General features: G+C 70.2%; 12 protein-coding genes. 4 read left to right on the plus strand and 8 right to left on the minus strand.

Annotation, left to right across the window (positions count from 1 at the left end; translation table 11 throughout):
- Entirely contained in the window at nucleotides 1-1020 is a 1020-nt protein-coding gene (locus ACLBWX_RS14140; RefSeq protein WP_056183544.1) for a DNA-directed RNA polymerase subunit alpha, read from the plus strand.
- A gap of 271 nt (nucleotides 1021-1291) precedes the next feature.
- A complete protein-coding gene (gene rplQ / locus ACLBWX_RS14145; RefSeq protein WP_264048637.1) occupies nucleotides 1292-1702 on the plus strand; it encodes a 50S ribosomal protein L17 in 411 nt (136 codons plus the stop codon).
- Nucleotides 1703-1774: 72 nt separating this feature from the next.
- On the opposite strand, the gene ACLBWX_RS14150 is transcribed toward rplQ, so the two are convergent.
- The 8 genes from ACLBWX_RS14150 to ACLBWX_RS14185 all read right to left on the minus strand — a co-directional run bounded on the left by ACLBWX_RS14150 (nucleotide 1775) and on the right by ACLBWX_RS14185 (nucleotide 13064).
- Complete coding sequence (locus ACLBWX_RS14150) at nucleotides 1775-3631, minus strand: response regulator (RefSeq protein ID WP_447677679.1); 1857 nt, start codon at nucleotides 3629-3631, stop codon at nucleotides 1775-1777.
- 2 nt (nucleotides 3632-3633) lie between these two features.
- The gene (locus ACLBWX_RS14155; RefSeq protein ID WP_447677680.1) at nucleotides 3634-5340 is read right to left on the minus strand and encodes a response regulator; all 1707 of its coding nucleotides are present in this window, start codon (nucleotides 5338-5340) and stop codon (nucleotides 3634-3636) included.
- Complete coding sequence (cheB, locus tag ACLBWX_RS14160) at nucleotides 5337-6377, minus strand: chemotaxis-specific protein-glutamate methyltransferase CheB (protein ID WP_447677765.1); 1041 nt, start codon at nucleotides 6375-6377, stop codon at nucleotides 5337-5339. Before cheB ends, ACLBWX_RS14155 begins: the two co-directional genes overlap by 4 nt.
- A 53-nt stretch (nucleotides 6378-6430) precedes the next feature.
- Nucleotides 6431-8641: a hybrid sensor histidine kinase/response regulator gene (locus ACLBWX_RS14165; RefSeq protein WP_447677681.1), complete on the minus strand. Its 2211-nt coding sequence runs from the start codon at nucleotides 8639-8641 to the stop codon at nucleotides 6431-6433.
- A gap of 121 nt (nucleotides 8642-8762) precedes the next feature.
- Nucleotides 8763-10433 (minus strand): methyl-accepting chemotaxis protein, encoded by a 1671-nt coding sequence (locus ACLBWX_RS14170; protein ID WP_447677682.1) that lies wholly within the window; start codon nucleotides 10431-10433, stop codon nucleotides 8763-8765.
- Nucleotides 10434-10541: 108 nt separating this feature from the next.
- Nucleotides 10542-11090 (minus strand): chemotaxis protein CheW, encoded by a 549-nt coding sequence (locus tag ACLBWX_RS14175; RefSeq protein ID WP_447677683.1) that lies wholly within the window; start codon nucleotides 11088-11090, stop codon nucleotides 10542-10544.
- The gene (locus ACLBWX_RS14180; protein WP_447677684.1) at nucleotides 11087-12538 is read right to left on the minus strand and encodes a CheR family methyltransferase; all 1452 of its coding nucleotides are present in this window, start codon (nucleotides 12536-12538) and stop codon (nucleotides 11087-11089) included. The genes ACLBWX_RS14175 and ACLBWX_RS14180 overlap by 4 nt, the downstream gene beginning before the upstream one ends.
- 28 nt (nucleotides 12539-12566) lie before the next feature.
- The gene (locus ACLBWX_RS14185; RefSeq protein ID WP_447677766.1) at nucleotides 12567-13064 is read right to left on the minus strand and encodes a chemotaxis protein CheW; all 498 of its coding nucleotides are present in this window, start codon (nucleotides 13062-13064) and stop codon (nucleotides 12567-12569) included.
- 199 nt (nucleotides 13065-13263) lie between these two features.
- On the opposite strand from ACLBWX_RS14185, the gene ACLBWX_RS14190 reads away from it, so the two are divergent.
- Nucleotides 13264-13536 (plus strand): PepSY domain-containing protein, encoded by a 273-nt coding sequence (locus ACLBWX_RS14190; RefSeq protein ID WP_447677685.1) that lies wholly within the window; start codon nucleotides 13264-13266, stop codon nucleotides 13534-13536.
- A 326-nt stretch (nucleotides 13537-13862) separates the two neighbouring features.
- Entirely contained in the window at nucleotides 13863-15638 is a 1776-nt protein-coding gene (locus ACLBWX_RS14195) for an acetolactate synthase 3 large subunit (RefSeq protein ID WP_447677686.1), read from the plus strand.
- Nucleotides 15639-15739 lie beyond the last annotated feature (101 nt).

Consider the following 15739-nt stretch of genomic DNA (forward strand, 5'->3'; position numbering starts at 1 on the left):
GTGGTCATTCAGAAGAACTGGCAAGAGCTCATCAAGCCGAACAAGCTCCAGGTCTCGACCGGGCACGACCCCAAGCGGGTCGCCACCGTCGTCGCCGAGCCCCTGGAGCGCGGCTTCGGCACCACGCTCGGCAACTCCCTGCGCCGTGTGCTGCTGTCCTCGCTTCAGGGCGCGGCCGTGACTTCGGTGCAGATCGACGGTGTCCTGCACGAATTCTCGTCGATCCCCGGCGTGCGCGAGGACGTGACGGACATCGTCCTCAACATCAAGACCATCGCCATCCGCTCGCAGACCGAAGCGCCCAAGCGCCTGACCCTGCGCAAGACCGGACCCGGAATCGTCACCGCCGGCGACATCGGCACGGTCGGCGACGTCCAGATCCTGAACCCCGATCTGGTGATCTGCACCCTCGACGACGGCGCCGAGATCCGCATGGAGTTCACGGTCGCCACCGGCAAGGGCTACGTCCCGGCCGAGCGCAACCGTCCCGAGGACGCACCGATCGGCCTGATCCCGGTGGACGCGCTGTTCTCGCCGGTCACAAAGGTGTCCTACCGCATCGAGACCACCCGCGAGGGCCAGGATCTCGACAAGGACAAGCTGACGATGACGATCGAGACCAACGGCGCCGTGTCGCCGGAGGATGCCCTGGCCTATGCCGCGCGCATCATCCAGGACCAGCTCCAGGTGTTCGTCAACTTCGAGGAGCCCCGCAAGGAGGAGGCGCAGCCCCTCGCTCCGCAGCTCCCCTTCAACCCGGCCCTTCTCAAGAAGGTGGACGAGCTCGAGCTCTCGGTGCGTTCGGCGAACTGCCTGAAGAACGACAACATCGTCTACATCGGCGACCTCATCCAGAAGTCGGAGGGCGAGATGTTGCGCACCCCGAACTTCGGCCGCAAGTCGCTCAACGAGATCAAGGAAGTCCTCGCCGCGATGGGCCTCCACCTCGGCATGGACATCCCCGGCTGGCCGCCGGAGAACATCGAGGACCTCGCCAAGCGCTTCGAAGAGCACTACTAAGCCGCTCCAACGTCGTTCCGGGGCTGCGCGGCAGAACCCGGAACCCAGAAACGCCTGGGGTGCCGACCGGATCGGGACCCGAGGTCTGAATCCCGGGCTCGCCTTCCGCGCCCCGGGATGACGGGGCGGATGAAGCCTGCCAGATCCGGCAAGCTTCCCGGCACCGAGAATCCCGCCGCGGGGTCATGCGGAATGAACAGCCCCGAAGAACCATTCGGAGGGGCGCTTGGCCGTACCGTGGCACGGCGGCCATCAACCAAGGACAGCCATCATGCGTCATGGATTTCGCGGTCGTCGTTTCAACCGCACCACCGAGCACCGCAAGGCGATGTTCGCCAACATGTCCGCCGCGCTGATCAAGCACGAGCAGATCGTCACCACCCTGCCGAAGGCCAAGGACCTGCGTCCGGTCATCGAGAAGCTGATCACCCTCGGCAAGACCGACAGCCTGCATGCCCGCCGCCTCGCCATGTCGCAGATCCGCGACGAGGCTATGGTGCGCAAGCTCTTCGCCGTGATCGGCCCGCGCTACGACACCCGTCCGGGCGGCTACTGCCGGATCATGAAAGCCGGCTTCCGCTACGGCGACAACGCCCCGCTGGCCGTCATCGAGTTCGTGGACCGTGACGTCGACGCGCGCGGCAAGGATTCCGGCCCGGTGCTGGTGGACGACGCGGCGTAAGCGGCACCGCCATCGGACGACGAATCAGGCGGCCCTTCGGGCCGCCTTTTTTGTTGTCCGCCGGCACCGGCCTCAGGCGGCCCGGTCGAGGAGCCGCGAGACCGCAGCCGCGAGCTCGGCCGACTCGAAGGGCTTGCGCAGGACGGGCAGGTCGGCAGGGATCGGGATCGCCTCGGCGTGGCCGGTGACGATGAGCACCGGCACGTCGGACCAGCGCGCGCGCACGATCTCGGCGAGCTCGACGCCCGTCATGCCGGGCATCGCCAAGTCGGCGACGACGAGGTCGAAGCGACCCTGTTCCATCAGCGACAGGGCAGTCGAGCCATCGCTGGCCTCGCGCTCGCTGTAGCCGAAGCTCGACAGGAACGAGGCGGTCACGTGCCGGACCTCGGAATCGTCGTCGACGACGAGGATGCGCGCGGCCCGGGCGGCGGGCATTGCGGCGCCGGGCGGTTCCACTTCGCTCGTGCTCGCCGCCTCGACCCGCGGCAGAATGATCTGAACGCGAGTGCCTTGCCCCGGCGCGCTCTCGATACGAAGGCGCCCGTGGGATTGCTGGGCGAGACCGAACACCATGGCGAGGCCGAGGCCGGTGCCCTGGCCCACCGCCTTGGTGGTGAAGAACGGCTCGCAGACCCGGGCGAGGATTTCAGGGGCGATGCCGCTGCCCGAATCGGCGATCTCCACGGACAGGTACGCCCCGGCCGGCAGATCCGGATCGGCCTCGAGGGCGAGGCTGTGGGTGGCGACGACGATCCGGCCGCCCTCCGGCATCGCGTCGCGGGCGTTGATGCAGAGGTTGAGGATCGCGAGTTCGAGCTGGTCCGGGTCCACGCAGGCGGCGGGCACCTCCGGGGCGAGGATCGTCTCGACGGTGACGAGACCGCCGAGGCTCCCGGCGAGCAGGTCGTGCATCCCGGTGATGAGGCCATTCACGTCGACGGCGCGGGGGCGCAAGTCGCGGGAGCGGCTGAAGCTGAGGAGGCGCTTGGTCAGGGAGGCGCCGCGCTGAGCCGCCTGCATCGCGTTGCCGACGAGGCGCTGCACCCGCGGCTGCTCGGCGACCTTGGGCGCGACGAGTTCGAGGCTGCCGAGGATCGCCATCAGCAGGTTGTTGAAGTCATGCGCGATGCCGCCGGCCAGGGTCCCTAGCGCCTGCATCTTGTCCGACTGACGCAGGCGTGCCTCCAGGGTCTTCTGCTCGGTGACGTCACGCTCGATGGTGGCGAGGTGGGTGATCTGCCCCGATGCGTCGCGGATCGGCACGCGAGTGACGTGGCGCCAGCGTTCCGCTCCGATCGCGCCCTCGGCGATCAGGCTGTCGCTGGGCTCGCCGGCCGCGATGGCGGCGGCATCGGCGCTGCGGATCGCCTCCCCGTCGTCGAGAACCGCATCCTCGGTGCGCCCGAGACAGCCGGCGACATCGCCGCCGAGGCGCGCGGCCTTGCGGGCGTTGAGGCGCACGAAGCGTCCATCCGCATCCTTGAAGGAGATCGCGTCCTCGGCATTGTCGAGGAGGCCGCGCAGGAGCGCCCGCTCGGTGGCGAGGTCCCGGCCGAGCTGGTGGCGCTCGTAGGCCTGGCGCACGGTGTTGCGCAGCAGGGACGCGTCCCAGGGCTTCGTCGCGTAACCGGTGATGCCGCCCTGGTTCAGGGCCGCGACCACCGCGCTCATGTCGGCGTAGCCGGTGAGCAGGATCGCCTGGGCGTCGTGGACCTTGCGCGCCTCGGCCAGCATGGCGTCTCCGGTCATGCCCGGCATGCGCTGGTCCGAGAGGATGACGGCGATGTCCGGGTTGGCGGCCAGGATCTGAAGCGCCTCGGCCGGCTTCGTCGTCGTGACGACGCGGTACTGGTCCTCGAAAAGGTCTTCGAGAGCGATGAGGATGTCCGGTTCGTCGTCGACGGCGAGGATCGTGCCCAGTGACATGCTCAACCCGTCTGCCGTGGAATGCCGATCATGAAACAGGCCCCGCCTCCGGGAGCGGCCTCGACGCTGAGCGTGCCGCTATGCGCCTGGACGACACTGTAGGCAATCGCGAGGCCGAGGCCTGTCCCCGAGCCGACGGGCTTGGTGGTGAAGAACGGCTCGAAGATCTTCTCGCGCAGCGTTTCGGGAATGCCCGGTCCGGTGTCGCTGATGCGGATGACGTCGGTGTCGGGAAGGCTGCGCGTCTCGATGGTGATGGTTCCGGCATCGGGCATCGCGTCCGCGGCATTGCCGAGGATGTTCATGACGACCTGATTCAGGAGAGCGGGCGTGCAGTGGATCTCCGCCCGCCCAGCGAAATCGCGCACCACCGTGATCCGTTCGCCGAGCTTGTGCTGGATCAGCGCGAGCACGGTCTCGATCGCCTCCGGCACGTGCACCAGGGTGCGCTCGCCCTCGTCGAGGCGCGAGAATTTGCGCAGATTGAGGACGAGGTCCTGGATGCGGGTCAGGCCCATCCGCATGGCCCCGACCCGGTCGCCGCATTTTTTCAGTCGGCGCGGGCTGTCGGGCGAATCGGGTGCGGCGGCGACCTCGCCCAGAATGCGTTCCACGGTGCCCTGATGGGCGAGGATGAAGGCGAGGGGATTGTTGATCTCGTGGGCGATGCCCGCCACGAGCTCGCCGAGGGAAGCCATCTTGGCTGCCTGGACGAGCTTGGCCTGGGCGTCGGTGAGCTTGCGGTTGGCGGTGGCGAGGTCCGCATTGGCCTGCTCGAGGGCTCCGGCCAGGGCCGCCCGCGCCTCCGCCGCCTCCGCCTCCGCTCGGGCGCGCTCAAGGGCGCGCTCGCGGGCACCGAACTCCCCGGCTATCCGCCGGTTATCCTCTTCGAGAAGCTTGCGGCGCACGAGGCTGCGCACCCGCATCACCAGGATCTCGCCGTCGGCTTTCGACACGACATCGTCGGCGCCGGCCGCGAAGGCCTCGACGAGGAAATCCTTGGCCGGATTGGAACCAGCGATCCCGACCACCTGGAAGGTCGGGGCGCCAGACTCTCGGCCCGCGAGCCCGGCATTGCGGTGGTCGCTGATCGCCCGGCACAGGGCAAGTCCGTCATAGGTCGTGGCGAGGAGATCGATCGTCACACAGTCGAAGGCGGCGCCCTCCGCCGCGAGGGCCGCGAGGGCCGCGTCGTGGCTATCGGCGGTGGTGACCTCCTGGCCCTCGTGGGCCAGGAGGCTGGCCAGGAAGGTCCGGTAGGTGGCGCTGGCATCGACCACGAGGACGCGGCCGCGGCGGAAGGCGGAGACACCCGGCCCGTCGCTGCCGCCCATGCGCTCGCGCAGCAGGGCGCGGATGCGCAGCACGAGGAGGTCGCGATCGGCGGATTTCGCCACGTAGGCGTCGGCGCCGCTCTCCAGGCCCTGGCGCTCGCCATCGCGCGCGCCGGTGAGCATCAGCAGGGGCAGGGCGCGGGTGCGCAGGGAGAGCCGGAGCTGCCGGGCGAACTCGTCGCCGTTCATGCCGGGCAGATGATGATCCGCCACCACGAGATCGGGCAGGCGGGTGTTGAGGTGATCGAGGGCCGCCTCGGCGGTGGCACAGCGCTCCACCGCGTAACCCTTGGATTCGAGCAGGAGCCGCAATTCGAGGGCCTGGGTCTCGGAATCCTCGACGAGGAGGAGGCGGGGCGGAGCGGCCTCGGTCACGGCGCGGCCTCCGCGGCGCGGGCGAGATGGGCGGCGATCCGGTCCAGGGGCAGGACGGTTCCGGCAGCAGAAAGGCGGATGGCGGCGGCCGGCATCCCGAACACCACTGCGGTGCTCTCGTCCTCGGCTACGGTGAGACCTCCGGCGCGACGCATGTCGAGGAGGCCGAGGGCACCGTCCTCGCCCATCCCGGTGAGGAGGACACCGAGGCCGCGGGTGCCGGCATGCCGGGCGACGGATCGGAACAGGGCCGTGGCGGCCGGGCGCTGGCCACCGACCGGGGCAGCGTCGGTAATCCGCAGGTGACCGCCGCCGCCGAGCTCCAGGTGTCGGTCCCCGGGCGCCACGTAGACGCGGCCGGGCTCGGCCCGCTCGCCCTCGCGGGCGAGGGCGACGGGCAACCCAACGACCCCATTCAGCCAAGTCGCGAAGCCCTCCATGAAAGCGGGGCCCATGTGCTGGACGACGAGGACCGGAAGCGGAAAGCTCGCCGGCAGCGCCCCGATCACCCGGGCGAGGGCGGGCGGCCCGCCGGTCGAGGCGGCGATGGCGAGCACGCTGGCGGGTTCCGGAACCCTGAGGGCCGCGGACGCCGGCGGGGTCGCGACGCGGCCGGCCCATTCCGAACCGATCGGTCGGCGCCGGATCACCGGCACGGCGGCCATGATGCGCAGCTGCGTGCAGATCTCGCTGGCGGCGGCATCGTAGCCGGCATGGGTGGTGGCCACCGGCTTCTCCACCACGGACAGGGCGCCGGCCCGCAGGGCGTTCATCGAGATCCGAAGGGAGGAATCCTCGATCGAATCCGCGATGACCACGATGGGCGTCGGTCGCTCGGCCATGATCCGCCGCGTCGTCTCCAGGCCGTCGATGCCGGGAAGCCGGATATCCATCGAGACGACATCCGGCCGGACCTCGCCGATCGTCGCCAGGGCCTCCTCACCAGAGGCCACGGCCGCGACGACATCCAGGCGCGGATCCCGGCCGACGATGTGGATGAGGAGCTGGCGCACCACCAGGGAGTCCTCGACCAGCATCACCCGCACGGGCGCCGGCGCCCCCGGCGTGGTTTCGTCCCGCCCGTGTCCGCTCACAGCAATTGTCCGATGGTGTCGAGAAGCTTGCGCTGGTCGAAGGTCTGCTTCGTCAGGTAGGCGTCCGCCCCGAGGTCGAGGCCGCGGGCCACGTCCTCCGCATCGCCGCGCGACGTCATCAGGACGATCGGCAGGCGCGCGAAGGCCTCATCGGCGCGCAAGGCCTTGAGCAGGCCGAACCCGTCGAGGCGCGGCATCTCGACGTCGGCGACGACGAGGTCCACGGGCTCGATGCCCGCGCGCAGGCGGTCCAGCGCATCCTGGCCGTCCACGCAGACGACGACGCGGTATCCTGCCGCTTCCAAGATACCCTTCTCCAAGGTTCGCGTCGTGATGGAATCGTCTACGACAAGGATCGTCGAACGTGGCGTCTGCGCGATCGTTCCGCGGGTGCCCGTGGGTTGCGGCGCCGCAGCCGCGCCGGCCTCGCCTGCTCGTGCGACCAGCCCCTCGGCGTCGAGGACGAGGGCGGGCCGGTCCCCAGGCAGGATCACCGTTCCGGTGATCAAGCGGGGGTCGGTCCCGATCGGTGGGGCCGGCAGCACCCGCAGCGTCGTCACGTCCGACAGCGCATCCACGGCGAGCACGCAACGGCGCCCGTTGCCGCGGAGCAGGATCGCCGAACGGGTGGTCTCGCCCCCTTCCGCAGGATCCGGAAGGCCGAGGAGGACTCCCAGATCGAGGACCGGCAGGCTGACGGCGCTGCCGTCGATCTCCACCTGCGCCACGGTGCGGCCCATGACCTGCGCGAGATCGCCACGATCCAGACGCAGCAGGCGCTCGGCCGAGACGCTCGGGATCGCGTAGATGATCCCGCCCGCACGGACGAGGAGCATCGCCCGGCGGGCGGCCGCGAGTGGGAGCGCCATCACGAGTTCGGTTCCGAAGGGGCTGCGCGGACCGAGCCGGACCGTGCCGCCGAGCCGACGCACGGCGTCGGCCACCACCGAGAGGCCGATGCCGCGACCCGAGAGGGTGTCGATGGCGGAAGCGGTGGAGAAGCCGGGCTCGAACACCAGGGCGAGAAGCGCTTCCGGTGCCGGATCGGCATCCGGGCCGAGCAGGCCGCGGCGGCGGGCGGTCTCCGCGATGGCGGCGAGGTCCGGTCCGCGGCCGTCGTCGTGAACCCGGACGACGAGGCGCCCCCCCTGAACCTCGACGTCGAGGCCGATGGCCAGGGCCTCCGGCTTGCCGAGGCGCCGGCGCGTCTCTGGCGACTCGGCCCCGTGGCTCAAGGCGTTGCGAAGGGCGTGCAGGACGGGGTCCTTGAGGATCTGGAGCATCCCCCGGTCGACGGGAAGATCAAGGCCGCGCGCGGTCACCTCAATGGTCCGGTCGGCCTCGCGGGCATGGTCGCGCAGGGCCCGCGCGAAACCGCCGAAGGCCGTCTCGGCCGGGACCAGGGCCAGGCGCTCGGCCTCGCCGGCGACCCGGCTCATGGCGCCATCGACGGAAGAGGCGAGGGCGCTACGAACCCGTATGAGATCGGCGGCGTCGCGCGCCAGGGCGAGGAGCCCGGTCTCCAGAGCCCGCACGTCCGCCTCGGTTTCCGATCCGCGGGCGCCGCGCCGACGCTCGGTGAGGCGGGCGAGGTCCGCGGCCCGGCGGCCGAGGCGAGCGATGCCGTCGGCCAGCACCGCCTCGCCGCCGAGGGCGCTCGCGAGCTCGTGCGTCGCCCGCGTCAGCGCCTCGACCGCGTCGGCCGGGACCCGCAAGAGAGTCTGCGCACCCTCGCCGGGGACCTCCGCCTGAACGGGCTTTGGTGCCGGAGGCACGGGCAGGACGCCGGGGGCAGGCGAGGCAGGGGGAGCCGGCTCGGGCACCGCAATGGCCTGCGGGTCGAGGGCACGGTCGAGGGCCGAGAGGGCGTCGCCCGGCATGTCCGGACCGGCGCCGTCGGTCAGTCCCGCGACATAGGCCTCGATCCGGTCGAGGGCGAGGTGCACGGCGGCGGTGTCCGTGCGCGACAGGCCGGTCTCCTGTGCCACCACGCGCTCGAACAAAGTCTCCAGGCGATGGGCAACGGCTTCCACTGCCGGCAGGTCGACGGCCCGGGACGCGCCCTTCAGGCTGTGCGCCCGGCGGAAGACGTCGTTCCAATCGGGTACGTGCTCGCTGCCCTCGCCTCCGAGGGCGGCGCGGATCGCGTCGATGTGCTCGCGGTGCTCGACCTCGAACGCCGCGAGAAGAAGCTGGCGAATGTCCATCGGTCGCCTAGGGCCGCCCCAGGGTTGCAGCGGGTTCCGAATCGACGGAACCCGCGCGAAGCCATTCGTAAACCATGCGCTTCCAGGTCCTTTCGGCCTTCGAAAAAATCCGAAACCCGTGTCAGTGCCGGTAGCGCTCGGCCAGCGCCATCAGGGCCTGGGCGAGTTCGGTGAGATTGGCGGAGGCCGCCTCGACCTCGCGGGTGCCGGCCGCGGTCTGCTGGCTCGCCTGGCGGATGTTCTGGAGGGCGCCCATCACCTGCTCGATGCCGAGCTGCTGCTGGTTCGTCGAGGCGACGATCTGCTGGAAGGTCTGCACGCTCTCCTCCACCCGGGCGGTGATCTCCTCGATGGTCCGCTGGGTCGTGTCGGAGCGGGCCTTGCCGGCGGCGGCGCGCTTGACCGCTTCCTCGGTGAGCATGACCGAAGTGTTGATGCCGCGCTGGATCTCGCCGAGGATCGTGCGCACCTGTCCCGTGGCCGCCTTGGCCTGGTCGGCCAGGAGCTTCATCTCTGAGGCTACCACCGCGAAGCTGCGCCCGCCTTCTCCAGCCGCCGCCGCCTCGATGGCGGCGTTCAGCGCCAGGAGGTGGGTGCGCTCCGAGATGTCGTTGACCGTGGTGATGATGTCGCCGATCGCCTGGGTCTTCTCGGAGAGCGCGACGATGTTTCCGGCCACGGCCTCGGCCTGCTCGCGGATCGAGTCCATGGCGCGGGCCGTGTCGGCCACCGCGCGCAGGCCGGCCCTGGAGGTCTGGGCGGTGGATTGTGCGGTGGCGATGACCTCTCCGGCGCGCTTGCCGATCTGGGCGCCCGAATGGGTGATCTCGTCGACCGTCGCAGCCGTTTCCTGCACCGCGGCGAACTGTTCCTCGACGCTGGCCGCCTGCTCCTGGGCGGAGGCGCGGATCTCGGCCGCCGCGGCGTTGAGGTCCGAGGTGGCGGCCCGGTTGGTCCGGGCGAGGTCGGCGAGGCCCGCGACCATGCGGTTGAGGGTGCGCCCGAGGCGGCCGATCTCGTCCTTGCCGCGAGCGTCGAGGGTGCTCGAGAGATCGCCCTCGCCGACTCGCTCGGCGAAGGCCATCACCGCCTCCAGGGGCCGCACCACGGCGCGGCTGATGAGCAGGGTGATGAGAACGCTCAGGACGATGCAGGCGGCCAGCGTCAGCAGGATGGAGAGACGGCTGCGCTCGTAGAGATCGGCGACACTGCGCTGCCCGGCGGCGATGCCCTCGTCGAGGGCGTTGCGGGTGCGCTCGATGTCGTTCAGGAACATCTCCTGGCTGCGGTTGAGCGCCTCGTTGCGCGCTTCGACCCCATCGACATCCTTGGCGGCGACGGCGGCGAGCTGCGCCTCGCTCGCGCTGCGCAGCTCGCGCAGCTCGGCCATGGCTTCGATGGCGACGCCGTTGATCTTGCGCCAGGCGATGGCGCGTTCCTCGGATGCGGAGCGGGCGCGATAACCCTCCGTGGCGCGGACGAGTTCGGCCAGGATCGCGTCGGCCTCCGTAGCGGTCCGGCGCCAGGAGGCGGAGCCGTCATCCCGCTCCGGGCCGCCCCGGGCGCGCATCAGCAACGCGATGATCGCATTGCGGCGTTGGAGGCCCATGTCGCGGGCCTTGTTGGCGAGGTCGTCGAGCTGGCGCCCCACCAGGAGGTCGCGGGTGACGATGGCATCGGTGGTATCGCGCACCACGCCGATCTGCCCGAGCGCATAGAAGCCGAGCGCCACGATGACCACGGTGATGGCGACGAAGCCGAGGAGGATGCGTTTTCCGATCGAGATCGACACGAGGGGCTCCAGGCTCCGGAAAATCGACCGAGACCGTGGCAGGTGGCGCCCCGGGATCTCGGCATCACGAGAAGTCTCACCGCCGGAGCGGCATCGGGGCAGGATCGGTCACGGCAGGTAGCGGCGCAGCAGGTGCGCCACATCGACGATGACGAAGCCGGGTTCCCCATCCGGTCCGGCGCCGGGCGGGGCATAGCCCGAAACCGCCTCCGTGCTCAAACCGGCCTCACCGAAGGCCGGGGCCTCCGCCGCCTCGGCGATTTCGGCGACACCGAGAACGCGGTCGACGGCGAGCGCCACCGGCACTGCGCCCCCGCGCAGCAGGACCACGTGGCCCTCGCCGCTCGCCGCCTGCATGCCGCGTCCGAGGGCGCCCCCCAGGGCGATCAGGCTGACGACGCGGCCGGAGATGGCGATGAGACCGAGGACCGCCGGCGGGGCCCCGGGGAGAGGGGTCACGGGCCGGGCCGGCAGCACCTGCGCGACCTGGGAAAGGGCGAGGGCGAAGCGGTCGTCGCCGCAGGCACAGACGAGGACGGCGCGGGTCGGCGTCCCAGCCTCGGCCGTCGCGCGTCCGCGCCGGGCGAGCAGACGGGAGCGCTCGGCGCGCAGGGCCTGCAGGCGGACGGCGGGGGCTTCGGCCCGGGTCTGCGTCACGGCCCTTCTCCTGTCACGCCCGCACGGGCAAGGGCGGCGCTGCGCGCGAGCTCGTGCGGGCCCAGCCCATCGCCTTCGGCCACCACCGCATCCGGCGCCAGGGATTGGGCCAGACGGATGGCGTTGTCGAGGGCCCGCACCGCTTCCGAGCGCCGGCCGAGGCCGATCATCAGCAGACCGAGCTGGTAATGCGCCATCACGAACGCGCGGTCGAGGTAGAGCGCGCCGCGCCAGGCCCGCTCGGCTTCCGCCTCCCGTCCGAGGCTGTGGGCGAGGAGGCCGTCGTAGTAATGCAGGACAGGGTCGGTCGGTGCGGTCTGGATCGCCCCCCGCACCGTCCGCCAGGCCGCCGCGGTCTCGCCGGCATCGGCCAGCGTCCGGATCCGCTCCAGATCGCCCGACGGCCCGTCGGCCTCAGGCTCGACGCGCTCCCAGACCCCGGACAGTCCGACTTCTGCCAGAGATGGCACCGCGACGGCGGGCGCGAAGGCGGGACCGGGAGCCGGCGCGGGGTCGGGCATCGGCGCCGGCACCCAGGGCGCCGGCGCGACGACGGTCGAGACCACGCCCCGCGGACGATAGGCAACGGTCCCGGGCAGGTTCACGGGCTCCAGCATCGCCGCGATGGCGGGATTCGGCTCGGCATGGCCGATCAGGAGCCAGCCCTCCCGCGTCAGGCGTCGGCCAAGGCCGCGGACGATGCCGAGGACGATTTCGGCCTCGAAGTAGATGAGCACGTTGCGGCAGAGGATGAGATCGAACTCGGCCATGGGCGGGACGGCGCGGACATCGAGGAGGTCCATCAGGTTGCGTCGCTCGAAGCGCACCATCCGGCGGAATTCCGGGCGCAAGGCGTAGGTGCCGTCGCGGCCCGGCCCCGCGACGGCCGGACCCGGCACGAAATAGCGCAGGCGCTCGCCGGGTGGCAGGGTGCGCAGGGCCCAGCGGCCGTAGATCCCCGTCCGCGCGGTCTCGAGGGCGGCGGTGCTGATGTCGGTGCCGAGGATCGAGACCCGCCACTCGGGCAGGGCAGTCCCGAGGAGCTCGTGCAGCAGGATGGCGATGGAGTAGGGCTCGGCCCCCGTGGAGCAGCCGGCGCTCCAGACCCGGAGGGTGCGCTCGGCCGCACGGGCAGCGATCAGCGCGGGCAGGATGGTGGTGCGCAGGGCCGCGAACTGCTCCGCGTAGCGGAAGAAGAACGTCTCGCCGATCGTGATCTCGGCCTCGAGCGCCGCCCATTCCGGACCACCGGTCAGGCGGTCGTCGAGGCAGGCGGCGTACGCCGTCGAATCCGCGATCCCGAGTGCCCGGAAGCGCTTGCGCAGGCGGTCGAACAGCAGGTCGTCCTTGTCGGCATAATAGTGGTGGCCGGTGCGCGCGATGATCCGGGCCTTGAGGGCGGGGAAGCCCGGATCGACCTCCGGGCCGGAGCGCGGCGGACGCGTCATGGGCGCTGCATGCCGGATCGCGACCGGGTCAGGCGGTCGTCAGCGCGGCGAGGCGCTCGGCCGCCGCATCGGCCAGGGCCGACAGGCGCGCCTGCTCCTCCGCCGTCAGGAGGCGGGACATGCCGAGCACGTGGACCAGCCCGTCCTCGCGCGCGATCTCGGCGACCACGCAGCCGTTGAGCGTCCGCTCCGCCACGATCGGGCGGAGCGCCGCATCCTCGACCGTGATCAGGTCCTCGACGCGGTCGACCAGGAAACCGATGCCCCGTGGCGCATCGAGGAGAATGTGCCGGTAGGCGTCCTCAGCCTCGCCGCGCGCAGCTTCGGTGCGCAGACCGAGCAGCCAGGCGAGGTCGACCACGGGCACTGGTGTGCCGCCGAGATTGAGGAAGCCCGCCAACGGCCCGCCCCCAGCCGGCGGTACGTGCAGATCCGGGAGCGGCAGCACCTCGCTCACCGACGTCCGCGCGAGCGCGCAGGGGACACCCGCCACGTCCAGGAGAAGGAAGGCGCTGGTCTCGGACAGGGGCGGGAATCCTCGTAGGCAGGCCGGAACCGGACGCGATCCGAGCGCGGATCTCGGCCTTGATAGGACGGCGATGCACGAGGGGGCAAACACGAATCCGTGGTCTCGCCTCGGACAGCGCTCTCGCGATGCCGGTCGATCGCCCCTAGACTCTCCCGCACCGGCGCTCGCCGGAACGTCCCGTCCCAGGAGCCTTCGCATGTCCCGACCCGTCCATGCCATCCGTGCCGCTGCCCTGACCGTCTTGCTCCTCACCGGCCCCGGGATGGCGGCGGCCGATACGCCCGGCGCGGACTGGCTGACCCCGGCTCAGACGAAGCAGGCCCTGACGAGTGCCGGCTACAGCGAGATCACCAAGCTCGAAGCCGATGACGGTCACTGGGACGGCGAGGGGATCAAGGACGGGCGGCGCATGCGGTTCGATGCGGACCCGAAGACCGGCGCCATCCTCGGAGAAGTTCCGGTCGAGTAGATCGACCTCCGTCCGACGTCCGTGGCTTGGGAAAGTGCGACGCCGGAACCGGCAAGATCATGCGTCTCGGCGTTGACCGGTGTCTCGGCCTTCGGTATGACACCCCACACGATTTTTCGATTCGTCCTCTCGGGCGGACGAACGAGGCGGACGAAGACGCGATGCGTGCCATCCTTATCGTAATGGAAGCGCCACCGACGGGGCGGACCTGACAGCAGGGTCCGCGATCCGAATGGTGGCGCATGCAGGGTCCCTCGGGACCCTTTTTTATTGCCGCGACGCGCCGGACGACACGAGCAGCACAGACAGTTTCAAGGAGCAGGACGATGGGCGGCGAGGTCATGACCGGGGCCGAAATGGTCATCCGGGCGTTTCAGGATCAGGGTGTCGACACGCTGTTCGGGTATCCCGGCGGGGCGGTGCTGCCGATCTACGACGCGCTCTTCCACCAGGAGACCCTGAAGCACATCCTCGTGCGCCACGAGCAGGGCGCCGTCCACGCGGCGGAAGGCTATGCCCGCTCGTCCGGCAAGGTCGGCTGCGTGCTCGTCACCTCGGGGCCGGGCGCCACCAACATCATCACCGGCCTGACCGATGCGCTGCTCGACTCGATCCCGCTCGTCTGCATCACGGGCCAGGTTCCGACGCACCTGATCGGCACGGACGCCTTCCAGGAATGCGATACGGTCGGCATCACGCGCCATTGCACGAAGCACAACTACCTGGTCAAATCGATCGACGACCTGCCGCGCATCCTGCATGAGGCGTTCTACGTCGCCGCCAACGGGCGCCCCGGCCCGGTCGTCGTCGACCTGCCGAAGGACATCCAGTTCGCGTCCGGCGTCTACGAGCGCCCGACCCAGAACGGCCACAAGACCTACAAGCCGGCATTCAAGGGCGACGCAGGCCAGATCCAGGCCGCCGTCGAGCTGATGGCATCGGCTCGCCGGCCGATCCTCTACACGGGCGGCGGCGTCATCAATGCCGGCCCGCACGCCTCGGCCCTGCTGCGCAGGCTCGCCGCCGAAACGGGCTTTCCCGTCACCTCGACCCTGATGGGCCTCGGCGCCTTCCCGGCTTCCGACGATCAGTTCCTCGGCATGCTCGGCATGCACGGGACCTACGAGGCCAACCTGGCGATGCATGATTGCGACGTCATGGTCTGCATCGGCGCGCGCTTCGACGATCGCATCACCGGCCGCCTCGATGCCTTCGCGCCGTTCTCGAAGAAGATCCACATCGATATCGACGCCTCGTCGATCAACAAGGTCGTCAAGGTCGATGTCGGGATCGTCGGCGATTGCGGCTCGGTGCTGGAAGACATGCTCGCCGCCTGGACGGCGCTTCCGCGCCAGCCGGACAAGGCCCGCCTGGAGGATTGGTGGACGAAGATCCGCACCTGGAAGGCGCGCGACTGCCTCGCCTACTGGCCGTCGGGTACGATCATCAAGCCGCAATACGCCGTGCAGCGCCTCTACGAGGCCTGCAAGGATCGGGAGACCTACGTCACCACCGAGGTCGGCCAGCACCAGATGTGGGCGGCACAGTACTTCAAGTTCGATGAGCCGAACCGCTGGATGACCTCCGGCGGCCTCGGCACCATGGGCTATGGCCTGCCGGCGGCCATCGGCACGCAGCTCGCCCACCCGGACGGCCTCGTCATCGACATCGCCGGCGAGGCCTCGATCCTGATGAACATGCAGGAGCTCTCCACGGCTGTGCAGTACCGCCTGCCGGTCAAGATCTTCATCCTGAACAACGAGTACATGGGCATGGTGCGCCAGTGGCAGGAGCTGCTGCACGGCTCGCGCTACTCGCAGAGCTATTCCGAAAGCCTGCCCGACTTCGTGAAGCTTGCCGAGGCCTATGGCGCCAAGGGCATCCGCTGCGAGAAGCCGGGCGACCTCGACGCGGCGATCGCCGAGATGCTCGACTATGACGGCCCGGTCGTCTTCGACTGCGTCGTCGACAAGAAGGAGAACTGCTTCCCGATGATCCCGTCGGGCAAGGCGCACAACGAGATGCTGCTGTCCGACTATCTCGGCGAGACCGGAGTGGAGCTCGGCGACGTCATCTCCGCAGAGGGCAAGATGCTGGTCTGAGCCTCCGGACCCATCCTGACGCACTCGGACCGGGCGCCGCCGCGCCCGGTCTCATCCGATCGGCCCGGCCGGGCCTCACACGACACGCCATCGCAGACGAA

It is taken from the genome of Methylobacterium sp. M6A4_1b (assembly GCF_053345175.1).

Coding starts and splice junctions, on each gene's coding strand:
- ACLBWX_RS14180 (WP_447677684.1), bottom strand. CDS start 12,538: ATGACGCGTCCGCCGCGCTCCGGCCCGGAGGTCGATCCGGGCTTCCCC.
- ACLBWX_RS14190 (WP_447677685.1), top strand. CDS start 13,264: ATGTCCCGACCCGTCCATGCCATCCGTGCCGCTGCCCTGACCGTCTTG.
- ACLBWX_RS14165 (WP_447677681.1), bottom strand. CDS start 8,641: ATGGACATTCGCCAGCTTCTTCTCGCGGCGTTCGAGGTCGAGCACCGC.
- cheB (WP_447677765.1), bottom strand. CDS start 6,377: ATGCTGGTCGAGGACTCCCTGGTGGTGCGCCAGCTCCTCATCCACATC.
- ACLBWX_RS14150 (WP_447677679.1), bottom strand. CDS start 3,631: ATGTCACTGGGCACGATCCTCGCCGTCGACGACGAACCGGACATCCTC.
- rplQ (WP_264048637.1), top strand. CDS start 1,292: ATGCGTCATGGATTTCGCGGTCGTCGTTTCAACCGCACCACCGAGCAC.
- ACLBWX_RS14195 (WP_447677686.1), top strand. CDS start 13,863: ATGGGCGGCGAGGTCATGACCGGGGCCGAAATGGTCATCCGGGCGTTT.